This window comes from Ruegeria sp. G12 (genome assembly GCF_056533565.1).
Genome location: NZ_JBQFOO010000002.1, coordinates 212,013 through 234,461, shown reverse-complemented (window position 1 = coordinate 234,461; position 22,449 = coordinate 212,013). Strand labels below are relative to the sequence as shown.

22 protein-coding genes are annotated in these 22,449 nt (G+C 59.4%); 10 read left to right on the top strand and 12 right to left on the bottom strand.

All coding sequences use genetic code 11. The features are described 5' to 3' along the window. Nucleotides 1-126 precede the first annotated feature (126 nt). Nucleotides 127-819 carry a DUF1194 domain-containing protein gene (locus ACR0JN_RS04985; protein WP_480884577.1) on the top strand — a complete coding sequence of 231 codons (693 nt, stop codon included), beginning with the start codon at nt 127-129 and terminating at the stop codon, nt 817-819. Here ACR0JN_RS04985 and ACR0JN_RS04980 read toward each other — a convergent pair. Then, nucleotides 816-1,574, bottom strand: a complete 759-nt coding sequence (locus ACR0JN_RS04980; protein ID WP_480884576.1) for a DsbA family protein — start codon at nt 1,572-1,574, stop codon at nt 816-818. The genes ACR0JN_RS04985 and ACR0JN_RS04980 overlap by 4 nt on opposite strands. After that, nucleotides 1,571-2,953: a M48 family metalloprotease gene (locus ACR0JN_RS04975; protein ID WP_480884575.1), complete on the bottom strand. Its 1,383-nt coding sequence runs from the start codon at nt 2,951-2,953 to the stop codon at nt 1,571-1,573. Before ACR0JN_RS04975 ends, ACR0JN_RS04980 begins: the two co-directional genes overlap by 4 nt. On the opposite strand from ACR0JN_RS04975, the gene ACR0JN_RS04970 reads away from it, so the two are divergent. From ACR0JN_RS04970 to ACR0JN_RS04960, 3 genes are all read left to right on the top strand, one after another. Continuing rightward, nucleotides 2,952-4,115, top strand: coding sequence for a pyridoxal phosphate-dependent aminotransferase (locus ACR0JN_RS04970; protein ID WP_480884574.1), 1,164 nt, complete (start codon nt 2,952-2,954; stop codon nt 4,113-4,115). The two genes, ACR0JN_RS04975 and ACR0JN_RS04970, sit on opposite strands and share 2 nt — an antisense overlap. 66 nt (nt 4,116-4,181) lie before the next feature. Further along, entirely contained in the window at nt 4,182-5,402 is a 1,221-nt protein-coding gene (locus tag ACR0JN_RS04965; RefSeq protein WP_480884573.1) for an N-acetylmuramoyl-L-alanine amidase, read from the top strand. 94 nt (nt 5,403-5,496) lie between these two features. Next, nucleotides 5,497-7,986, top strand: a complete 2,490-nt coding sequence (locus tag ACR0JN_RS04960) for a penicillin-binding protein 1A (RefSeq protein ID WP_480815327.1) — start codon at nt 5,497-5,499, stop codon at nt 7,984-7,986. On the opposite strand, the gene ACR0JN_RS04955 is transcribed toward ACR0JN_RS04960, so the two are convergent. Continuing rightward, nucleotides 7,980-8,813 (bottom strand): aminoglycoside phosphotransferase family protein, encoded by an 834-nt coding sequence (locus ACR0JN_RS04955; RefSeq protein WP_480884572.1) that lies wholly within the window; start codon nt 8,811-8,813, stop codon nt 7,980-7,982. The genes ACR0JN_RS04960 and ACR0JN_RS04955 overlap by 7 nt on opposite strands. Nucleotides 8,814-8,884: 71 nt before the next feature. On the opposite strand from ACR0JN_RS04955, the gene prfB reads away from it, so the two are divergent. The 3 genes from prfB (at nt 8,885) to ACR0JN_RS04940 (ending at nt 12,324) form a co-directional block, all read left to right on the top strand. After that, nucleotides 8,885-10,012 carry a peptide chain release factor 2 gene (gene prfB / locus ACR0JN_RS04950; RefSeq protein ID WP_480884571.1) on the top strand — a complete coding sequence of 376 codons (1,128 nt, stop codon included), beginning with the start codon at nt 8,885-8,887 and terminating at the stop codon, nt 10,010-10,012. A gap of 104 nt (nt 10,013-10,116) precedes the next feature. Beyond that, nucleotides 10,117-11,517: an amidase gene (locus tag ACR0JN_RS04945; protein ID WP_480884570.1), complete on the top strand. Its 1,401-nt coding sequence runs from the start codon at nt 10,117-10,119 to the stop codon at nt 11,515-11,517. A gap of 24 nt (nt 11,518-11,541) precedes the next feature. Then, nucleotides 11,542-12,324: a DUF2189 domain-containing protein gene (locus tag ACR0JN_RS04940; RefSeq protein WP_480884569.1), complete on the top strand. Its 783-nt coding sequence runs from the start codon at nt 11,542-11,544 to the stop codon at nt 12,322-12,324. 12 nt (nt 12,325-12,336) lie between these two features. Here the strand turns inward: ACR0JN_RS04940 and ACR0JN_RS04935 are convergent, their stop codons facing one another. The 4 genes from ACR0JN_RS04935 to ACR0JN_RS04920 all read right to left on the bottom strand — a co-directional run bounded on the left by ACR0JN_RS04935 (nt 12,337) and on the right by ACR0JN_RS04920 (nt 16,221). Further along, complete coding sequence (locus ACR0JN_RS04935; protein ID WP_480884568.1) at nt 12,337-13,080, bottom strand: helix-turn-helix domain-containing protein; 744 nt, start codon at nt 13,078-13,080, stop codon at nt 12,337-12,339. Nucleotides 13,081-13,397: 317 nt separating this feature from the next. Then, complete coding sequence (gene ilvN, locus ACR0JN_RS04930; protein WP_480815333.1) at nt 13,398-13,958, bottom strand: acetolactate synthase small subunit; 561 nt, start codon at nt 13,956-13,958, stop codon at nt 13,398-13,400. Next, entirely contained in the window at nt 13,958-14,473 is a 516-nt protein-coding gene (locus tag ACR0JN_RS04925) for a hypothetical protein (RefSeq protein ID WP_480884567.1), read from the bottom strand. Before ACR0JN_RS04925 ends, ilvN begins: the two co-directional genes overlap by 1 nt. Beyond that, nucleotides 14,470-16,221 carry an acetolactate synthase 3 large subunit gene (locus ACR0JN_RS04920; protein WP_480884566.1) on the bottom strand — a complete coding sequence of 584 codons (1,752 nt, stop codon included), beginning with the start codon at nt 16,219-16,221 and terminating at the stop codon, nt 14,470-14,472. The genes ACR0JN_RS04925 and ACR0JN_RS04920 overlap by 4 nt, the downstream gene beginning before the upstream one ends. Nucleotides 16,222-16,636: 415 nt before the next feature. Here ACR0JN_RS04920 and ACR0JN_RS04915 point away from each other — a divergent pair, with 415 nt between their 5' ends. Continuing rightward, nucleotides 16,637-17,482 (top strand): HalD/BesD family halogenase, encoded by an 846-nt coding sequence (locus tag ACR0JN_RS04915; RefSeq protein ID WP_480884565.1) that lies wholly within the window; start codon nt 16,637-16,639, stop codon nt 17,480-17,482. A gap of 38 nt (nt 17,483-17,520) precedes the next feature. Then, the gene (locus tag ACR0JN_RS04910; RefSeq protein WP_480884564.1) at nt 17,521-17,904 is read left to right on the top strand and encodes a bleomycin resistance protein; all 384 of its coding nucleotides are present in this window, start codon (nt 17,521-17,523) and stop codon (nt 17,902-17,904) included. 126 nt (nt 17,905-18,030) lie between these two features. Here the strand turns inward: ACR0JN_RS04910 and ACR0JN_RS04905 are convergent, their stop codons facing one another. The 5 genes from ACR0JN_RS04905 to ACR0JN_RS04885 all read right to left on the bottom strand — a co-directional run bounded on the left by ACR0JN_RS04905 (nt 18,031) and on the right by ACR0JN_RS04885 (nt 21,874). Next, nucleotides 18,031-19,386, bottom strand: coding sequence for a dicarboxylate/amino acid:cation symporter (locus ACR0JN_RS04905; protein ID WP_480884563.1), 1,356 nt, complete (start codon nt 19,384-19,386; stop codon nt 18,031-18,033). Between the two features lie 267 nt (nt 19,387-19,653). Next, nucleotides 19,654-20,046 carry a VOC family protein gene (locus ACR0JN_RS04900; protein ID WP_480884562.1) on the bottom strand — a complete coding sequence of 131 codons (393 nt, stop codon included), beginning with the start codon at nt 20,044-20,046 and terminating at the stop codon, nt 19,654-19,656. 7 nt (nt 20,047-20,053) lie between these two features. Then, entirely contained in the window at nt 20,054-20,878 is an 825-nt protein-coding gene (locus ACR0JN_RS04895; protein WP_480884561.1) for an arginyltransferase, read from the bottom strand. Nucleotides 20,879-20,953: 75 nt separating this feature from the next. Next, nucleotides 20,954-21,385 (bottom strand): RDD family protein, encoded by a 432-nt coding sequence (locus tag ACR0JN_RS04890; protein WP_480815340.1) that lies wholly within the window; start codon nt 21,383-21,385, stop codon nt 20,954-20,956. A 66-nt stretch (nt 21,386-21,451) separates the two neighbouring features. Continuing rightward, on the bottom strand, nt 21,452-21,874 hold the full coding sequence (locus tag ACR0JN_RS04885; RefSeq protein ID WP_480884560.1) for a DUF2852 domain-containing protein: 423 nt from the start codon (nt 21,872-21,874) through the stop codon (nt 21,452-21,454). Between the two features lie 142 nt (nt 21,875-22,016). Here ACR0JN_RS04885 and ACR0JN_RS04880 point away from each other — a divergent pair, with 142 nt between their 5' ends. Then, nucleotides 22,017-22,406 carry a DUF4440 domain-containing protein gene (locus ACR0JN_RS04880; protein ID WP_480884559.1) on the top strand — a complete coding sequence of 130 codons (390 nt, stop codon included), beginning with the start codon at nt 22,017-22,019 and terminating at the stop codon, nt 22,404-22,406. Nucleotides 22,407-22,449: the final 43 nt, after the last annotated feature.

Here is a 22,449-nt window from a genome sequence, read left to right as displayed (position 1 = left end):
ACCCGACAGGTGCCGCCAGATGGTAAGATTAGCAAGTCTCGCGAATGAGGCTTCAATGCCGGCGAGGTCGGCTGACGGCTACGCAGGTGTTGACAGATTATATCCTCGTAAGGCCATGATTTGCATATGCGGATCGCGGCCCTTCTTCTTTCAATCACCTTCATCACCATAGCGGACACCGCCCGCTCTTGCGAACTGGCATTGGCTTTGGCGCTTGATGTTTCGGGCAGCGTGGATGCCGACGAACACAGGTTGCAGCGTCAGGGGCTGGCCTCGGCGTTGCTGGATTCTGACGTTGTAACAGCGGTGTCGGCTCAACCCGGTGGGGTCGCGCTTATGGTTTATGAATGGTCGGATTCGCGGCAACAGAACCAGATTGTCGCCTGGCGGCTGGTGAAAGGCACTGCCGGGTTGAACGCGGTGGCCGCCGAGGTTCTAGCGGCGCCAAGAAGCGCGACAGGCGCGACCGGGATTGGCCCCGCAGTGGCCTTCGGTGCGTTGATGTTCGAATACGGGCCGTCCTGCAAGCGGCGGGTGATTGATGTGTCCGGGGACGGCAAACACAACAACGGTTTTCGTCCACATGTCGCACGTGAAATGCCCGCCATGCAGGGTGTCACCGTCAACGCTCTGGTGATCGAGGGGGCCGAGCCCGAGGTGTTGGCCTACTATGTCGACCACGTCATCTCTGGCAGCGGGGCGTTTGTGGAAATCGCCGCCGGATACGCCGACTATGCGGCGGCGCTCCGGCGAAAACTGCTTCGCGAGATTCCTGTACCGGTAGCCGGTCAGGACCAGCCAGAGGCCCGATCCAATTAACCTTGCTCGGCCCGAACCCCGTCGGCAATCTGCTGCATCTGTTCTGCAGGCAGGAAGCCCCGCAGCATTTCGGTGCCCAAAACGAAGGATGGCGTACCCGTGATCCGCATCCGCTGTGCCAGCGCGCGGGTCTGGGCGATCTCTTCGGTCACGTTTTCGCTGTCCATCGCATCGATGATCGCATCGCTGTCCAGCCCAAGACCGTCCGAGATGCGGCGCAAGGTGACCTCGGACGGTTCACCGCCGAACTCCAGCAGTGCATCGTGAACCTGCTTGTAGGCATCGCCACCGGCCACCTGCTTGGTCGCGATGGCAAAGCGTGACGACAGGACCGAGCCTTCGCCCAAAATCGGCAGTTCCTTGATCACCAGCCGGATATTGCCGTCTTCGGCCAGCAGGCTTGTCACCTCGGGTACGGCCCGGCGGCAATAGCCGCAGCGATAATCCATGAACTCGACCAGTGTAATGTCGCCTTCGGGGTTGCCGCCGACCCAGCTATAGCCGTCGTCGAACAACTCATCCGCGTTGGCGGCGACCAGTTCCTTGTCGGCATGCGCTTCGGCTGCGGCGGTGCGTTCTTCCAGAATGTTGATCGCCTCAAGGATCACTTCGGGGTTTTCCAGCAGATACTCCCGAACCTGCGCGCCGAATTCGTCTTTTTCGGCGTCACTCATTGCGTTCAGGTCCAGCGCCTGTGCGGGACCGGTGAGCATGGAAAGCCCCAGAAGGGCCGGTGCTGCATGTCTGAGGATCATTTCCGTTTCCTTTTTTCCTTTTCGGCGCGTTGTGAAGCAATCAACACATCCTGCGCCCTTTGCCAACCCGGTGAGCCTTCGGGCAACTGCCCGATGGCCCGTTTCGCGTGAATGCCTGCATCGGCCAGTTTGCCTTGCAGCGCATACCGTTCTGCGGTGACGGTCGAGGCCATCCCGTTATTGCCAACCTTAGCGTAAGCCGCCCCTAGATCGCGCATCATACGCGCGTCGCGATAATCGCGGGCGCGTGCGTTTTCAAGGGCTTGCAAGGCTTCCTTCGTCTTACCCTGTGCCAGCAAAGCCCGCCCGTAGCCCGCCAGGATCAGCGAGTCATTTGGGGCCATCTCCACCGCTTGCCCATATGCTGTAACAGCCTCTTGCAACTGTCTGTTTTCCAGCATGATTTGCCCTTTTAATTCGTAGTAGAATGGATCGTCGGGGCGCATCGCCAAAGCCTCGTCAATCGCCGCGCGGGCGCGGGCCAGATCGCGGTTCTGGTGATGGGCCGAGGCTTCGCGCATCATGCGAATGTCGTAGTCGGTTTCCTCATGCGATCGACGCAGGGTCCATGTGGGTGAGCGCAGAAAGGCCGAGAGTTTGCCTTTGACCCGTGCGAACCAGTAATCGGCATTGGCATTCGGCTGCGCTTTGTCGCCGAACTGGTCCAGAAACGTCTCAGCCACGCGCAGGCGTTCGCGACTGGTCGGGTGCGAGCGCATATAGGGGTCCTGATTGGCGGGGCTCAGCAATTCCTGACCGGCGAACTTGCGGTGTAACTTAACCATGCCACTGGGTGAGATGCCTGCCCATCGCAAATAGCTGGCAGCACTCCGGTCGGCGGCGGATTCCTCGGCCCGTGTATGCCCCAGAAAACTGCGTAGGGCGGCAGATTGCGTACCTGTAGCGATCCCGGCCGCGGCTTCCCCAGCGCCGGCGGCTCCGGCGATCAGGGCGAGGGCAGTGCCCAGACCGGCCTTGCGCTTCGCGGCTTTCAGGTTTTCGGCGCGCCGGGCCAGGTGGCCGTTGGCGATATGCGCCGCCTCATGCGCGATTACGGCTTGCAGCATGTCGGGGGTGTCCACCGTCAGAATCAGCCCATAATTCAGATAGATAGCGTTGTAGTCTATGACGAACGCGTTGAAGGTGCTGTCATTGACCACCAGGATGCGCACCCGATTGGTGTTCAGGCCAGCTGCGCGCAGTACCGGAAAGGCCAGTTCGCGCAACCCGTGTTCTATATCAGCGTCCCGGATCAGGCCTTGCGCATGGCTTTGCGCGACAGTTGCCAGCCACATCACCGCAGCCAGCATCAGGGCCGGGATTGACGCCAGCCTGGATACGCGTTCAAAAGCCATGGCTGCAACATGGGAGATGGGCATGAGAAACTCAACCCGGTCCGGGGTCGATCCTTTCATTGTGATGGATGTGATGGAGGCCGCGCGCAAAGCCGAGGAGGCAGGTCGCCACGTGATCCATATGGAGGTCGGCCAGCCCGGAACCGGTGCCCCCAAGGGCGCGACTAAGGCCTTGGCAAGCGCAATGGAACAAGGCCCGCTGGGCTATACCGTGGCGCTGGGTCTGCCCGCATTGCGGCAGCGCATCGCCCGGATGTATGGCGACTGGTACAATGTCGATCTGAACCCCGAGCGGGTGGTGATCACGCCCGGATCCTCGGGCGGTTTTCTGCTGGCCTTCACCGCACTGTTCGACAGCGGAGATCGGGTTGGCATCGGCGCGCCGGGATACCCTTCGTACCGTCAGATACTGAAAGCGCTGGGGCTGGTGCCGGTCGATCTGCCCACCGCACCGGAGAACCGGTTGCAGCCGGTTCCGGCCGATTTCGCCGGGCTGGATTTGCAGGGGCTTATGGTTGCTTCACCCGCGAACCCCACCGGCACCATGCTGGATCACGCGGCCATGCGCGCGCTGATCGACGCAGCGCAGGGGCAGGGCGCATCCTTCATCAGCGACGAAATCTACCACGGTCTGGAGTATGAGGCCAAAGCCGTCACCGCGCTAGAACTGACGGATGAGTGCTATGTGATCAATTCGTTCTCCAAGTATTTCTCGATGACCGGCTGGCGCGTCGGCTGGATGGTGGTGCCCGAGGATCAAGTGCGCGTGGTCGAGCGCATTGCGCAGAATATGTTCATCTGCGCGCCGCATGCCAGTCAGGTCGCGGCACTTGCGGCGATGGAGTGCGAGGACGAACTGCAGGCCAATTTGGACATCTATCGCCAGAACCGCGCCTTGATGCTGGAAGGCCTGCCCAAGGCTGGTTTCACCAACATTGCGCCGCCTGACGGGGCGTTTTATGTCTATGCGGATGTGTCGGACCTGACCAATGACAGCCGCGCCTTTGCCGCCGAGATTCTGGACAAGGCCGGGGTCGCCGTCACGCCCGGTCTGGATTTCGACCCGCAGCGGGGCCACACGACGCTGCGCTTTTCCTACGCCCGCGCCACGGCTGACATTCAAGAGGGGCTGGACCGGTTGCGTACTTTCATGGCCGAGCGCGGGGCGATCACGGAACGGGCCTGAGCCGTTCACAAACGCCACCCGATGGGATAGGCTGGCGCGCAAACGATCTCGGGAAAACTTGAGGCCATGAGCAGGATACTCTTTTGCATCGCGCTGATCTGGGCGCTGGCTGGTGCTGCCGTTGCGCAGGATTTCAGCGCGCTGGCGCGTATTCAGCCCAAGGACAGCCGGATTGTCGACACCGGGCAAACCGGTGTCCGCGTCGACCTGAGCCTCAGCCAGGGCGTGCCATACCGCATCTTCACCCTGCGCGACCCATACCGGATGGTTCTGGATTTTCAGGAGGTGGACTGGACCGGCCTGAACCGCGACGACTTCCTGCAATCCAAGCGCATCAGCGGTGTGCAGTTCGGTGCCTACGTGCCGGGTTGGTCGCGTCTGGTGCTGGAACTCGGCGCGCCGATGGCTGTGGATACGGCGGATTTGCGGATCAATGAGGCCTCGGGCACGGCGCTGTTGTCGCTGCATCTGAAAGGCACCGATTTTGACGCCTTTAACGCCTCGGCAGGTGCGCCGCGCAACCCCGTTTGGGATTTGCCGGAACCGGCGGTGGTCGACAGTGTGGCCCCGCGCAATGCAGACCGCCCCCTGCGAGTGATGCTGGATCCCGGCCATGGCGGCATTGATCCGGGGGCCGAGGTCGGCGGGATCGACGAGAAGACCATGATGCTGGTCTTTGCACGGGAACTGCGGGAACTGCTTTTGCGTTCAGGCGGTTACGAGGTGGTTCTGACCCGCGTCGAGGATCAGTTCGTCTCGCTGGAACGCCGCATTGCGCTGGCGCATCGGGCCGGGGCGGATGTGTTCATTTCTCTGCACGCCGATTCACTCTCCGAAGGGCAGGCGCATGGTGCAGCTGTTTATACTCTGTCTGCGGATGCGTCTGATGTGGCGAGCGTGAAACTGGCTGAACGGCACGACCGGGGCGACCTGATTTCTGGCATCGACCTGAACGGGGCCGACGATCAGGTGGCCGATGTCCTGCTGGACATGGCGCGGCAGGAAACCAAACCCCGCACAAACGCGCTGGCGCAGGCGCTGGCGAATGGCATGGCGCAGCAGGGCGGGCCGATGAACAGCAAACCCTTGCGCACTGCCTCCTTTTCGGTGCTCAAGGCGGCGGATATCCCTTCGGTACTGGTTGAACTTGGATTTCTTTCCAGCGCCAGAGATCTGAAAAACCTGAAAAATCCGGAATGGCGGGCCAAGATGGCGGTCGGCATCAAAAGTGGTCTGGATGACTGGCGCACGCAGGATGTGATCCGGCAAACCCTGATTGGCCAGTGACCCGGGCGTCCAAAACGGCTAGAATGCGCTTGTGGTTTTGACCCTTGTGCCGTGCATCCCTATATAGGCGGCAGCGCGAGAAAAAGGCAGTAACGTGATCCGGTTCATTCTTTCGATTTTCGGGGCGATCTTCAGCCTCGTGACCTTGGGTATTTTCATGGCCGCACTGGTGATCGGTGCGGTCTTTTGGATGTATGGCCGTGACCTCCCCAGCCATGAATCGCTGGCGCAATACAAGCCGCCAACCATCAGCCGGATATACTCGGGCGAAGGCCAGTTGATCGACGAATTCGCGCAAGAGCGCCGCCTGTTCACGCCGTCGGAAGAAATCCCGGATCTGGTGAAACAGGCGTTCATCTCGGCGGAAGATAAGAATTTCTACACCCATCAGGGTTATGACCCGCGCGGCATCATCGCCGCCGGGGTTGAGGCTGTGCGGACCAAAGGCGAAACCGTGCGCGGGGCCTCGACCATCACGCAGCAGGTGATGAAGAACTTCCTGCTGTCCGGTGACCGGCGGGCCGAGCGCAAGATCAAAGAGATCATCCTCGCCACACGGCTTGAGGATACCTTGGACAAGGAACAGATCCTCGAACTCTATATGAATGAGATCTTTCTGGGCCAGAACTCCTACGGCGTGACGGCGGCGGCGCAGACTTATTTCAACAAGACGCTGCAGGAACTGGCCCCGCATGAGGCGGCGATGCTGGCGGCAATGCCCAAGGCACCTTCTGACTACCACCCGGTGCGACAGAAACAGCGCCTGCTAGACCGCCGCAACTACGTGCTGCGCGAGATGCGTCAGAACGGCTATATTGATCAGGCCACCTATGATACCGAGGTCGAGATGCCCCTGCGCTCGGTGCAGAACGGCGATTTCGAAAGCTTCCGTACTGCCCTGCCGCCTCGTGACTATTTCACCGACGAAATCCGCCGCCAGCTGAGCGAGGATTTTGGCGAGGGTGAGTTTTTTACCGGAGGCTTTACCGTCCGTGCGTCCGTGGACGAAGAAATGCAGGTCGAAGCAGCCCGTGCGCTGCGCGAGGCGCTGCAGAAATATGACCTGTCTCGTGGCAAATGGCGCGGCACGGGTGAGGTCATCGCCGAAGAAAAGCTGGCAGATGAGGCGCAATGGCGCGAGGCGCTGTCCATCATCGAAATCCCGCGCGATGTGGTGCTGCCGACCCAATGGTACCCTGCCGTGGTGCTGAACGTAGCCGATCAGTCCCTGACCGTCGGGATCGAGGACGGCCCTGCCGACGGCATCATTCCACGCTCTGACATCAAGTGGATGCAGGGCGACTTTGCCGCGAACTTCAAACGCGGTGACGTGATCCTTGTCATGGCGGGGGAAGAGGGCCAGTGGTCCGCCCGTCAGGTGCCCGAAGTGCAGGGCGGCTTTGTCGCGATGGACGTGAACTCGGGCCGCGTTCTGGCTATGCAGGGCGGGTTCTCGTATCAGGACACCGTATTCAACCGCGCCACGCAGGCGCAGCGCCAGCCGGGGTCTTCGTTCAAACCCTTCGTCTATGCCGCCGCGCTGGACAGTGGCTATAGCCCGGCCACCATCGTTGTGGATGCCCCGATCGAGGTGAACACGCCCCAAGGCCTGTGGCGGCCCAAGAACTCGTCCAACAAGTTCTACGGCCCCACGCCGCTACGCACGGGGATTGAACAATCGCGGAACCTGATGACCATTCGTCTGGCGCAAGAGGTCACGATGCCGGTTGTCGCAGGCTACGCCGAACGGTTCGGCGTTTATGACCGCATGGGCGCGTTCCTAGCGAACTCGCTGGGGTCCGAGGAAACCACGCTTTACAAAATGGTCGCCGCCTACGCGATGTTCGCCAATGGCGGTGAGCGGGTCGAGCCCACTCTGGTCGACCGAATTCAGGACCGGTTCGGCAAGACCATCTATCGCCACGACGACCGACAGTGCCTGGATTGTAACTCAAGCTGGCTGGAACCGGATGAGTCGCCAACCATTGAGACCAACCGCTCTCAGGTCATGGACGCAATCACCGCGTATCAGTTGACCTCGATGATGAAGGGCGTTGTGGATCGCGGCACGGCGTCTCGCCATGTGAACCTGCCGGTGCCGACAGCGGGTAAAACCGGAACAACCAACGAATCCAAGGACGCGTGGTTTATCGGCTTCACATCCAACATCGTCGCCGGTTGCTACATCGGTTACGACCGTCCCCGCCCGATGGGGCGTGGAGCTTACGGCGGCACCATGTGCGGCCCTGTGTTCCAAAGCTTCATGGAAAAAGCGGTCGAGAAATACGGCGGCGGCCCGTTCGAAGTGCCTCCGGGTGGTCATTTCATCAAGATCGACCGCTTCAGCGGCGCGCGTCTGCCCCAAGAGGCCAGCGGCGAATATGTGGTGGCCGAATACTTCCGCGATGGCGTCGATGGGTTCATCGACCGAGTTTATGACGGCGGCTTCGCCATCGGCTCGGACCTGCCGCTGTTCGAAGAGGTTCAGCGCGCCGGTGTTCAGGTGCAGACCTCGACCGGTCAGACTGTCATCGTGGGACCAAAGGCCACGCAGGGCGATGTGACGACCGGCGGGCTTTATTGATCCGCGATCTGTAGGAAAAGGTGCAGCAAATCGGCCTCATCGTCATCAGTGATGAGGCCGTTTGACCTCCAGAAAATCGACAAGGCGCATTTTGCGGCTGCCCATTTGGCAAGGCGGGCGCGTGATATCTGCATCGCGTCGGCGTAGAGTGTCAGGCAGGCTTCGATCTGCCGCCTTTGGCGGACCAGATCGGGCATTCCTTTTGGGTGACGAAGTGCATTGGCCAGTTCAAAAGCCGGATCGCCCAGATATCCTTTGGCATCAATCACACAGGGACCATCCGGCGTCAGGATGACATTGTCCGGGTGCAAATCTCCATGCAGCTGCGTTGCTATTGTCTGAGTGTCCAGCAGGTCCTGTGCCAAGGCGATTGCGCGCCGCATGTATCGCTCCAAAGGGTGGCAACTATCGGCGAACGTGCAATCAAATAGCGGGGTGAACACCTGATGCAAAGGTTTCAGACCCGCGCATTGAACCGTGGGTGCGCGGTGCAGCCGCTGCGCCGTGTCGGCGAGCATCTGCAGGGCGCGATCCGGCTGACCCGCCCGGGCTATGTCGCCCAAAGATTGCCCCTCCAACCACTCCATCAACACGGCGTTTCGCGCCTCTGCCAGAACCCGAACAGCGCCGCGATCTTGCCAAAGCCTCAGAAGCTCTACCCCGGCGGCCTCATTGCCCCGATCCGCCCGGCGATAGAGTTTCAGCGCAGCAGGGCCATTGGCTGTTCGAACCTTCCACACCTGCGCATAACCGGTGTCGGCGACCAGAGACAGAAGGCTCAGCCCCCACTCATCCGCAAACTTCTTCGCCGTGCTCAGCATTCCCATCCCGCCCGTCTTGTGGTGGCCTGCGCCTCTTGCTATCACGCAGGCCTGATTGAGCAAGTTGGGACAAGACCATGCGCGCCGAAACCCAGAACATCGTGGCGGAAATCGAAAAGTCGCTGGAGCTGCTGGCACAGCGCATGGACTACGAAACCGCGCCGCATCGGCTTGAGGAATTCAATGCGCGCGTCGAAGACCCCAACCTGTGGGACAGCCCCGAAAACGCCCAGAAACTGATGCGCGAGCGTCAAATGCTGGTGGATGCCATCGAGACCTACGAATCCATCAAGACCGATTTGAGCGACAATATCGAACTGATCGAACTGGGTGAAATGGAAGAGGATGAAGAGGTCGTCCAGGACGCAGAAGCCGCCATCAAGACCCTGCAGGCCAAAGCCGCCAAGAAAGAGCTTGAGGCCCTGCTGGATGGTGAGGCCGACAGCAACGACACGTTCCTTGAGATCAACTCGGGCGCGGGTGGGACCGAGAGCTGCGACTGGGCCTCGATGCTGGCGCGGATGTATGTGCGTTGGGCCGAGAAGAAGGGCTATACGGTCGAGCTGCAGTCCGAGACAGCGGGGGAAGAGGCGGGGATCAAATCCGCCGCCTACAAGATTTCCGGGCATAACGCCTATGGCTGGCTGAAATCGGAAAGCGGCGTGCACCGGTTGGTAAGGATTTCGCCCTATGACTCGGCGGCGAAGCGGCATACCTCGTTCAGTTCAGTGTGGGTCTATCCCGTGGTAGACGACAATATCGAGATTGAGGTAAATCCGGCGGACATCCGCATTGATACCTACCGTTCTTCGGGCGCGGGTGGTCAGCACGTGAACACCACGGACTCGGCTGTGCGGATCACGCATATTCCGACCGGTATCGTCGTGACCAGTTCCGAAAAGTCGCAGCACCAGAACCGGGATATCGCCATGAAGGCGCTGAAATCGCGGCTGTATCAGCAGGAACTCGACCGCCGCAACGCGGATATCAACGCCGCGCATGAGGCCAAGGGCGATGCGGGCTGGGGCAATCAGATCCGATCCTATGTGCTGCAGCCTTACCAAATGGTGAAGGACCTGCGGACGAACCACGAAACCTCGGACACCAAAGGGGTTCTGGACGGTGATTTGGACGGGTTTATGGCCGCAACGCTGGCGCTGAACGTCGCTGGCAAAAGCCGGTCAGAGGCGCAGGGCGAAGGGTAAGTCGCCAGCGCTGTGGCATGCGTTAAAAATACATCTAAACAGTAGGTTTAAATGATCTGTGCGTCTGGTTAGGCTGGCCCTGAACAGCAGCATCACAGGCGCAAATGATCCATCCCTTCACATCGGCCACCGATTTGCTGGGCAAGCTGGCAAACCGCCAGTTGTCGGCCCTCGATCTGATGCGTGCAACGCTGGACCGGATCGAAGCAGTCAATGGCGCGGTCAACGCCATCGTCGCGCTGCGGGACCGGGATGCGTTGCTGGCCGAGGCGCAAGCCCATGATGACGGGCCCATCCGGGGGCCGCTGCACGGGCTGCCGATTGCGGTCAAGGATCTGGTCAATGTGGCGGGGGTTGTGTCGTCTCAGGGCTCTCCGATTTTTCGGAACTTTGTGCCGGAAACGGACGCCCTGATCGCTGAACGGATGCGGGCGGCAGGGGCGATACTGATCGGCAAGACAAATACGCCCGAGTTCGGTTTGGGCTCGAACACGTTCAACCCGGTCTACGGGGCGACCCGGAACCCGTATGACACCGGGCGCAGTTGCGGCGGGTCATCCGGCGGTGCGGCGGTTGCACTAGCGACTGGGATGGTGGCGCTGGCGGACGGGTCCGACATGATGGGCAGCCTGCGCAACCCGGCAGCGTGGAACAACGTTTACGGGTTCCGGCCCAGTTGGGGCAGGGTGCCCTCTGATCCGGTCGGCGACGGGTTCCTGCATCAGCTTTCGACCCTTGGCCCCATGGCTCGCAGCCCCGATGATTTGGGGCTGTTGCTGGATATGATCTCAGGGCCTGACCCTAGGTCGCCATTGGCTGCACGCAGCGAACCTGTGTCGCCGGTGCAAGCCACCGACCTAACCGGCGTTCGGATCGGCTGGCTGGGCGACTGGGGCGGGGCGTTTCCGATGGACCACGGCATACTAGACCTGTGCCGGGACGCGCTGACCGTGTTCGAAGACCTCGGTGTGCAGGTCGATGCGGTGCCCCCGCCTTTCGACCCGGAAGAGATTTGGAACAGCTGGATCACCTTGCGCTCCTGGAGCGTGGCGGCGAACCTTGAGCCTTTGCTGGACCAGCGCGCATCGCTGAAGGACAGCGCGCAGTGGGAGCTGGATCGCGGCCTCGCGCTCACAGCGATGGAGGTGCATAGAGCCAGCCTGATCCGGTCTGGCTGGTTCCGAAAAACCGCAGTGTTGTTTCAGGATTATGACGCTCTGGTTCTGCCTGCCGCTCAGGTCTGGCCCTTTGGCATCGAAGCCGAATACCCGACCCGGATTGCTGGGCAGGAAATGGATACCTATCATCGCTGGATGCAGGTGACGGTTCCTGTCAGCCTGATTGGGCTGCCCTGTCTGGCCGCGCCCGCAGGCTTTGGTGCCAACGGATTGCCGATGGGTGTGCAGATCTTCGGCCCACGCGGGGCAGACGCACGCCTGCTTTCGATAGGGGCGGCCTATCACGCGGCGACGAAATGGCCGGAAAGAAGACCGGCGATGCCATAACGCCGGAACGGGAGGAGGAGACACATGGACAAACCCTTTGGCGTGCCTGAGATGCGCCCGGCTGATACGGCTATGCTGCGCACAGCCTTGCAACAGGCCTGGGGCGATTTTCGCCGTGCCCCGCTGTTCGGGCTGATCTTTGCGGGGTTTTATGTTCTGGCCGGATGGGCGATGGCCTGGGTCACGATTCAGACCGGAACAACGTTCTGGCTGGTTCTTGCAGCCATCGGTTTCCCTCTGATCGGCCCGTTTGCGGCGGTGGGTCTGTATGAGGTTTCTCATAGGCTTGAGCAGGGTGAGCCGCTGGATATGGGCTCGATCTTTGGCGTCGTTGTGCAGCAAAGCCGCCGTCAATTGCCGTCGATCTGCGCCATTATCGTTGTCATGTTTCTGTTCTGGTTCTTCCTCGGGCACATGATCTTTGCTCTGTTCATGGGCCTGTCGACGATGACCAACGTGTCTTCGTCACTGGAAGTGTTCTGGACCTTGAACGGTCTGACAATGCTGGCCGTAGGCACAGCAGTCGGGGCTATATTTGCAACGCTTTTGTATATGCTCAGCGTTCTGTCGATCCCGATGCTTCTGGATCGAGAGCTGGATTTCGTGACGGCGATGATCTCCAGCTATTCCTATGTCGCGGCCAATCTGCCCGTCATGCTGGGGTGGGGGGCACTTATAGCAGTCGTGACGTTCGTGTCGATGATCCCGTGGTTTCTGGGCCTGTTTCTGGTGCTACCGCTATTGGGGCATGCCAGTTGGCACCTGTACCGCCAGATCACGCAGGGTTCTGAGGTCGCCGAAGGCTAGCGCCACTCGCGTTCAACCTTCGTTGGTTGCCAATATGCCGACCTCTTGGTTCGCCGCATTGCGGGCGGCGCCAAGCACGGTTTTCGCGTTTTGCCCAAGATGGTGCACATCGATCAGGCGTGTTTGTGTACCGCCATTCGGCGGGTTTGACATTGCAATCAGCTTGCCACTCCAGACCTGACCGGCGTCATTTGGCGACCTGGAAATCAGATAAAGATGGCTGTTCTCACCATTGCGGCGGGACAACAGGATATAGGTTTGCCCTGCGGTACTGGCGGCGATGCCCTTTATCTCGCGCGCTTTGGGTAACGCGCGGGGCATGGTTGAGCGGGGCGCGTACCCGCGGACCAGCGTGCATTGAGGCAACCGCTTTGCGTATAACAGGTTCAGTGTGCCGCCACCGCCGCGTTCGGTTACACGATAAAAACCCGACTGAAACCCGGCATTGTGCGATGAGTCGGAACCCGAGCCCAAAAACTCGGTCAAAAGCGACGCTGCCGGATGATCCACGGGCCGCGGAATGTCATCCAGATCGGTCAGCAGAATGCGGGCATCGACGTCAAAAAACCGGCAGATGCGATCCAGAACCTCGGGGCGTGGAAAGCTTTCGCCGGTCAGGTAACGATTGAACTGGGTCCGATTGATGCCCAACTGCCGACATAGCCCCGAGACGGTCGGGTACCGCCGCACCAACCGCTTGAGATTCGAGCCAAACATGGCGCGCAGTTCCGCCGGGCTGCGAATATGGTCGGTCATACTATCCCAGGCCTTGCTTCCAACTCTGAGGAAAAACCAAAACGACGTCGATCAACAGACCGAACGCGCGTCAGAAATCATAAAGATGAACCCCTGCAACGTTTCCCCTTCTACCGCTGCGGAAAGCAAGCTAACGCGCTGCAGGTCAAAGGCAACAGTTTTGCGCGATTTTGTCTGAGCTTTATTGTGGAAGTGGGCCAAAAAGCACGCATTTTCTGCACATGTCCGTCGGCGTGCCAGATGGGTTGAAGTGTATTTGTGACAGGAATTGGAAACCTTCGGCTGGTCAGCCAGCCGAAGGCGCATGAAATTTTAGGTCAGTCGCCACGCAAGAGGGCGGCAACACCGGTGCGGGCGACCTCGACCAGACCCAGCGGCCGCATCAGATCGGCGAAGGCGTCGATCTTGTCGGGTGCGCCGGTGATTTCGAAGATGAAAGAGTTCAGAGTGCTGTCCACCACATTGGCGCGGAAGATATCGGCCAGCCGCAGCGCCTCGACTCGTTTGTCGCCTTCACCAACCACCTTGATGATCGCAAGTTCCCGCTCGACCGAGGGGCCCTCGACCGTCAAGTCGTGAACATCGTGAACCGTAACGATCCGACCCAACTGCGCCTTGATCTGCTCGATCACCTGCGGGGTTCCGGTGGTGACGATGGTGATGCGGCTCAGGTGGCCGGTATGGTCAACCTCGGCCACGGTCAGGCTTTCGATGTTATAACCACGGCCCGAGAAAAGGCCGATCACGCGGGCCAGAACACCGGGTTCGTTTTCGACTAGAACGGCGATGGTGTGCCGCTCCTGAACGTCAGAAAACGTGGGCCGTAGGTTATAGGCCGAGTGGCGGGTAGAGCCTTTTTTGATTTGTAGGGCAGACATCAAGTCACCTCGTTATCTGGAGTGTCGAAGAGGTTTGAAAACAACTCTTCTATTTGATTGATTTTACTGAAGCGGTTCCAATTCACTTCTCTAACATTAGGTCGCTCAGACTTTATTCCGGATGAGTTTGCTTTTGTGTGTTTGGCGACCTTGTCGCCTAAGTCCAACAGAGGTTCGCCGGCAGAGTTGCCGAACCATCCAAAAACTTCAGGTTTTAGAGAGTTTGGATCCACCTTTATCCATACAACGCAACCACTTGGCTTTTGCGTCAGGGCCAAGTTGATTTTTTGGCTTCGAGTTGAACCGTCCGCTTTACTCGCTTTGAGTTGTACATGACGTGTGACCCCTTCACACGATAGGACTAGATCATATCCGTGGGCATCAGTCTGCGCTCGGGAAACCTCGACGAATCTGTCGACCGACCAGCCATATGAGCAAAGTTGGGCGAGGAACATATACTCGACATATTCCTCGCGCTCCGACGATCTCAGGCTATGTTTGTCGGTATTGGTCAAACCAATACCGAACCTTTGGAGTCGATCACGCCCTGCGTTTCGGCCTCGCCCAGCAGCATTTCGTTGTGGGCTTTGCCCGAGGGGATCATCGGGAAGCAGTTCTCGTGCTTCTCGACCAGACAATCGAAGATCACCGGGCCGTCGTAGTTGATCATCTCCATAATCGCGTCGTCCAGATCGGCGGGATCGCTGATCATGATGCCCTTGGCCCCGAAAGCCTCGGCCAGTTTGACGAAATCGGGCAGGGCTTCGGACCACGAATGCGAGTAGCGCTCACCATGCAGCAACTCCTGCCACTGGCGCACCATGCCGAGGCGTTCGTTGTTCAGGATGAACTGCTTCACCGGCAGGCGGTACTGCACAGCGGTGCCCATTTCCTGCATGTTCATCAGCCATGACGCCTCACCTGCCACGTTGATCACCAGCGCGTCCGGGTGTGCCATTTGCACGCCGATCGAGGCCGGAAAACCGTAGCCCATCGTGCCCAGCCCGCCCGAGGTCATCCAGCGGTTGGGGTCTTCGAAGCCCAGATACTGCGCGGCCCACATCTGATGTTGGCCGACCTCGGTGGTGATGTAGCGGTCGTGCTTCTTGGTCAGTTCCTCAAGCCGCTGCAACGCGTATTGCGGCTTGATCGACTTTTCGCTGTTGGTGAAGGCAAGGCAGTTGATCTTACGCCATTCGCTGATCTGGTTCTGCCACTGCTGCACATTCGCGGCATCGGTCTTACGCCCGCGTGCCTTCCAGACCTTCAAAACGTCTTCCAGAACGTGTGCCACGTCGCCCACAATCGGGATGTCGACGCGGATGACCTTGTTGATCGACGAGGGGTCGATGTCGATATGCACTTTCTTCGAGTTCGGCGAGAACGCATCAATCCGGCCCGTAATCCGGTCGTCGAACCGCGCGCCGATATTGATCATCAGGTCGCAGTCGTGCATCGCCATGTTGGCCTCGTAGAGACCATGCATGCCCAGCATCCCCAGCCAGTTTTTACCTGACGCAGGGTAGGCACCCAATCCCATCAGGGTCGAGGTGATGGGGAAACCGGTCGAATCCACCAACTCGCGCAGCAACTGGCTGGCCGCCGGGCCTGAGTTGATGACGCCACCGCCCGTATAGAACACCGGTTTCTTGGCTGTCTCCATTGCGGCAACCAGTTCGGTGATCTCTTCCAGATCGCCTTTCAGCGCAGGCTGATAGTGCGAGGTCGAAGGCTTGGGCGGGCTGTATTCGCCGGATGCAAACTGGACGTCTTTCGGAATGTCGATCAGCACTGGACCGGGACGGCCTGATTTGGCAACGTGGAAAGCCTCGTGCATCGTCTGGGCCAGGGAATCGGTGTCCTTCACCAGCCAGTTATGCTTGGTGCAGGGGCGGGTGATGCCCACGGTATCGGCCTCTTGAAACGCGTCCGAGCCGATCATGAAGGTCGGGACCTGACCGGTCAGAACAACAATCGGGATCGAATCCAGCAATGCGTCAGTCAGTCCGGTCACCGCGTTGGTCGCGCCAGGGCCGGAAGTCACCAGCGCAACGCCGGGTTTGCCGGTCGAGCGCGCGTAGCCTTCGGCGGCGTGCACGGCACCCTGTTCGTGGCGCACCAGAATGTGGCGAATGTCGTTTTGCAGAAAGATTTCGTCATAGATCGGTAGCACGGCGCCGCCGGGGTATCCGAATACCGTGTCCACGCCCTGATCCTTAAGGGCCTGTACCACCATCTTTGCGCCGGTCATCTCACGTGTCATCTGCTTTGCTCCGTTCGCGACATGTGTCTTGCGTTCTGCATAAAAAAAGCCCCCGAGATTTTTTCGGAGGCGCATGGGTTCGATTATGGTTTACCGTTACCGGCCCATGCGCGTGGTTCCTACGATTACGACTAGCGCTTTCATCGCCAGAGGCTCCTTTTCTGCTTGCGGGGGACATTATGACCGGGCGATGGGGGCGTCAACAGGCAAATGACCCAATTTTCTAACCGGAGGGGTGAATTTTGCGACATTTTCTTGCGCAGATTGCCGCATCTGCGGAATTTCCGCGAATGCAGGCATGTTGTGGCGAATTTGCGCATGTCGAAATGCGTCAACGTAATGTCCCAAATTGACATGAGATGCCCATTTGTCCGAGTCACGCTGTTCCTGACAAGTCAGTTCACGGAGGCGGATTATGTTGATGGATTTGGTGGATCTGGGCCGATACCCGATCGATCGGCCGGACTCGCGGGCCTATGATCAGATGATAGCGGACTTGCGGCGGGAGTTGGATCGGGACGGATGCGCCGTTCTGCCGGGCTTTGTTCATGAGGCCGGGTTGGAAGTGTTGGTGCGTGAAGCCGATGAGGTGGCGTCCAAAGCCCACCGGTCCTTCAACAGAACAAACGCCTATTTCTCCAAAGACGACCCGCGGCTTGGGATCGGCCATCCGATCCGCCGCTTCTACGATCGTTCAAATGCCTTTGTGCCAGCGGATAACTTTCCCAAATCCGGACCGCTGCGTCGGATTTACGAGTTTGACGGGTTCATGCCGTTTGTCCGTGATGCCCTGAACGAAGCAGAAGACCGGTTCTTTCGCTATGACGATCCACTGGCGGACGTCATCATCAACGTGGTCGAGGAAGGGCAGGGGTTCCCGTGGCACTTCGATACGAACAATTACACGGTTACCCTGGCCATTCAGAACGGGGAAGCCGGCGGCTGCTTTGAATACGTCCCGAACTTGCGAAGCGCTGAGGATGAGAACTTTGGGGCCGTGACCTCAATCCTGGACGGAAACCGGTCTCGCGTGCGCGAGTTGGAGTTGCAGCCGGGTGACCTGCAGATATTCAAGGGCAGATACGCGCTGCATCGGGTTGCTCCGGTCAAGGGTGCGCGCAGCCGGTATGTGGGGATATTCTCATTTGTCGAGGCGGAAGGGATGTGTGGCGGGATCGAGCGGACACAGCAGCTTTACGGGCGTGTGCTGCCACACCACTATGAGCGGGCCGGGATACGGCAGGACGATCTGTTGGACTGAAACGTGTTAGTCTGTCACTGGGCAACACGGGAGCTGCCATGTCAAAGATACTGCAACTGACGCCATTTGTTCTGTGTACGTCATTGAAGACGCAGATTGAGTTTTACTGTGACCGTCTGGGCTTCACCTGCGGCTTTCAACAGGAAAACTACGCCTATCTGTCACGCGGGCCGGTTGCCATTCGGCTGCTGGAATGCCCACCCCGCGATGACGGCAAGCCGCTTGGGGACAACCAGTCGTTCTACATTGATGTCGAGGGGATCGACGCGCTGTATGAAAGCCTGTTGCCTGATCTGGAGGACTTGCCGAAGGGGCGTGTGCGGCCTCCGTTCGATCAGCCCTATCTGCAGCGCGAGTTTCATGTTCTGGACGAGGACGGGACGCTGGTGTTCTTTGGTGAGGATATTCGGCCTCGGAGCTAGGGGAAAGCTCCCGCCCATCGTCAACACGCCTTTGGCGTGCCTCCTCTGGTTGGGCCCGGCAGCGCTGCGCGCTGCGGTGCAAAGAAAAAAGCCCAGAGGCCGTTTGGCCTCCGGGCTGTTGGTTTATCAGCTTGGTTTTGCGTGGGTCAGTTTTGCAAATTCAAGCTCGGCCTCGTGGTCGATTTCCAGTTGAGACAGGTCCCTTTTACCAGCCTCGGGGTCGTTGAAAACGGTGCGGTCCAGCTTGCCCACCCGGTCGGCCACGATTGTTGTGACGACCGCATCACCGGTGATGTTCACCACGGTCCGCATCATGTCGAGGATACGGTCAACGGCCAGGATGATCGCGATACCGTCCAGTGGCATGCCCAGCTGGTTCAGCACCATGGCCAGCATCACGATGCCCACGCCCGGAACGCCTGCGGTGCCGATCGAAGCCAGAACCGAGATCGAGATGATGGTCATGTAGCCACCAAGGCCCAGATCAATCCCATAGGCATTGGCCAGGAACACGGTCGCCACGCCATGCATGATCGCGGTGCCATCCATGTTGATCGTCGCGCCCAGCGGTACCCCGAACGAGGCGACCGAGCGGTCAACGCCGATCCGCTGTGTCACGCACTGCATGCTGGCCGGGATCGTGGCGTTCGAGCTTGAGGTCGAGAACGCGAACACCTGTGCCGAGCGCATTTTCCGCAGGAACGCCAGCGGGCTGAGGCCGGTGAACACATAAAGCAGGGCCATCAGCGTAACGCAGAGGTGGAACACCAGAGTCAGGCTGATCGTGGTCAGATAGCCCATCACAGGTAAGAACAGGCCGAAGCCTTCCATCGCGAAGGTTCTGGCGATCAGGCAAAACACGCCGATGGGGGCGAAGGCCATGACGATTTCAACGATCTTCATCGCCAGATCGTTCATGAACTCGCATCCTTCGACAAAGGCTTTGGCGCGGCTGCCGATCATCAGAACCGCAACGCCCACGACGATGACGTAGAAGATGATCTGCAGCATCTCGCCATTGGCCAGCGCATGAACCGGGTTCTTCGGCACGATGTTGGCCAGAATCTGCCAGGCCGATTCCGCCGAGTTAACGGCAACATTGTGATCCGCCAGATGCATGCTCTCAAACCCGCTGCCGGGGTTGATGATATTGGCGAAAACAAGCGCGGTGGTGACCGCCAGCGCGGTTGTCACAAGGTAGGTGACGAAGGTCAGGCCGCCGATGCGGCCAAGCACTTTGACGTCTCCGATCCCGACCACGCCGCAGAGCAGCGAGAAGACCACCAGCGGCACCACAAGCATTTGCAGGGCGTTCAGGAACATCTGACCGACCATGGCGAACAGGCCGTTGGTCAGGCCGTTTTCAAGGGCCGGAATATCAAGGTAATTCAGCGTAATGCCAAGAATAGACCCCAAGGCGAGGGCCAGCATGATCTGCGTCGTCAGGTTTGCAGACAGCACTCTGCGGGCGGCGTATTTCATTTGTCTTCCCCTTATCGCACTCAGCGCGCCGGATCGGGGATCCGGTGCCGAAATCATTATGTCCGTGAAGTCCGGCTGTGCCGGTCGTAATCGAAACGCACGCTCTGCCGAGCGGGTTCAAAGTATTTGGTGACGTTGCGTCAGTTTTCAACTGCTTAAAAAATATGCGAGTTCACATTTTTGCAATAAAATTGTGCAGAAGTGATTGCTTGGGGTCAGGAAATTTGGGCTAGAATCAGAAAAACTATTTTACTACAGGGACTTGGATCAGTCTTTGAGCATGATCAGGTCCCAGCGATTGCCAAACGGATCGCGCCAGACTGCGACGGTTCCGTAGGGTTCGTGCCGGGGTTCTTCCTCGAACTCGACCCCCTTGGCCAGCATCGCAACATGGTCGCGGTGGAAGTCATCCGTCTGCAGGAAGAAGCCCACACGCCCGCCGGTCTGGTTGCCGATGGCGGCGTTCTGATTTGTCCCGTCGGCCTTGGCCAACAGCAGCGACGCGCCGTCCGATCCGGGCGGCGCAACCCGAACCCAGCGTTTCCCGCCGCCCAGATCAATGTCCTGCGTTAGCTCGAAATCCAGCGTCCGGGTATAGAACGCGATCGCGTCATCATAGTCCGGCACCACAAGGGTGACGGCGTGCAGGGATTGTTTCATATGGGGATCAGCCCTTGGTGGGGTGGCGGTCCGGCAGTTGGATACTGGCCACCTGCTCGGCGATCGGAGCGGTCGACAGCGGATGGTGGGCTGTGCCGGTAAAGGCCTCGGGGTCTTTGATCTTTTGCCAGTTGCCCTGAATGTAAACCTCAAGCCCCGCGAACTTGGCCTTGTACCCCATCTTCGGGCTGCCGGGGACCCAATAACCGAGATAGACGTAAGGCAGGCCAGCCTCGCGCGCGATGTCGATGTGATCAAGGATCATATACGTGCCCAGCGAGTTCTGGGGCTGGTGCGGATCGTAGAAGGAATAGACCATACTCAACCCGTCATCCAGAACGTCGGTCAGGCTGACGGCGATCAGATTGCCGGTTTCGGGGTCCACATATTCCACCACGCGGCTGCGGATCGGGGTTTCCTCGATCATCGCCGCGAACTCGAACACGTCCATGTCAGCCATGCCGCCATCGGCGTGGCGGGTATCCAGATAGCGGCGGAACAACTCGAACTGTTCGTCCGTGGCCCAGGGCGACGTGGCGCGCCGCTGCAGGTAGGAATTGCGCTTTGCAGCCCGTTTCTGGCTTTTACGCGGGCGAAAGGCCGACACGTCGATCCGGGCCGACAGGCACGCCGCGCAATCGGTGCAGGACGGGCGGTAGAGCACGTTCTGGGACCGGCGAAACCCTTGTTGTGACAGAGAGTTGTTCAACTGATCCGCGCCTTCGCCCTGCAGTGCGGTGAACAGCTTACGCTCCATCCTGCCCTCAAGATAAGGGCAGGGCTGAGGTGCCGTCACATAGAACTGTGGCGCGATTGGCAGCGTGTGTCGCATGAAGGTCTCGTGTTTCCTGAGACCGGATGATAGCAACGGTTTTTTGTGCCGCCAAGAGATTAACTGTGGCGCAGATCAGGCGCGCTGGTTGATCATCACGGTGCCAAGGAAGGCGTCGGTCAGGCCCTGACAGCGGGCGCTGGTCAGCATCATGATGATCGAGACGATCTGGACCACGAAAAACGCCATGCTGATGAAGTACCCGGCAGTATGGGCCACGGCTTTGCCCATATCCATGCGCTCGCCAAAGGCGTCGCGCAGTTCGATTCCCATAAAGCGCATGCCCAGCGTGGCAGAGCCGTTGGAAATGGTGATCACCCGGTAGACAAAGCTGATCACACCGTAGATCAGCGGCAGGAAGAACAGCCCCATACCGAAGGTCAGGAAAATCGGCACGATACATAGCAGCGAGATAAAGGCGATATCGAACAGCCATGCGACAAAGCGCTTGGTCGTCACGGACCGGTAGAACTCGGGCTGGCTGTCGGGATCGGGCAGGTGATTCATGGTTTGATTTCCAGATGGGCAGTTGGCGATACCCTGTCCCGATTTGGTGGGACAGGGCAAGAGGGATCAGGCAGGTTCGTCTTTGTCCGCTTCGTCGTGGTTTTCACGGGCGCGTTCATCCATGAACTGGTCGAACTCGGCCTTGTCCTTAGCCTCGCGCAGGCGGTGCAGGAAGGCTTCAAAGTCCTGCTGTTCGCGTTCCAGCCGCGCCAGTGTATCGGCCTTGTAAGCGTCAAACGCGCTGTTGCCCGACGGTTTCATCGCGCTCATGTGGCTGTGCCAGGATTTGCGGCGGCTGCAGGACTTGCTGAACATGCGTTTGCTCCAGATCATATAGGCCAAAAGGGCCAGGCCGACGGGCCAGAAGAAGATGAAACCAAGGACCATGGCTGCGATCCAGGCACCTTTGCCTTTGTCGTCCATCCAGGCCTCGGCACGGTGGAACCATCCCGGATTCGAAGGGGCGGCGGGTTCGGACAGTGCGGTCATTTGGGCTCTCCAGGGTTGATGTAAATTCCTTTCACATTGTCTAGATGGGGTTCCGTTGGGGTGTTGCAAGAGGTCAATGTGAAAAAGATTTACATCCTGCGATCTGGTTGACGATTTGGCGCATCACACGCAGGCTGCCCGTATGGATACGGATGACAAAAAGCCCGCCCCGACCCTTGGTGCAATCCTCGATCTGGAAAAGCAGGTTTGGATGGCATTGGTCGATGGGAACGCACAAGCGGATCGCGCGTTGCTGAGCGCGGATTTTCTGGGCGTGTACCCGTCCGGTTTTGCCAATCGGGACGATCACGTGGGGCAGTTCGCCGATGCACCGACAATGGCCGAGTTCAGACTAAGCCAAGAAAAGCTGCGGGTCCTGACACCCGATATCGTGCTGTTGTCCTACCGCGCCGACTATCTGCGGCCCGACGCGCCGGGGTGGGAGGCGATGCTGATCTCATCACTCTGGGAACGCCGACACAATGTCTGGGTCAACAGCTTCAGCCAGGACACTCCGGTCGAACAGGCCTGACCAGATTGCCCCATTGACGCCGCCCCATGGCGATGCGCAGGTT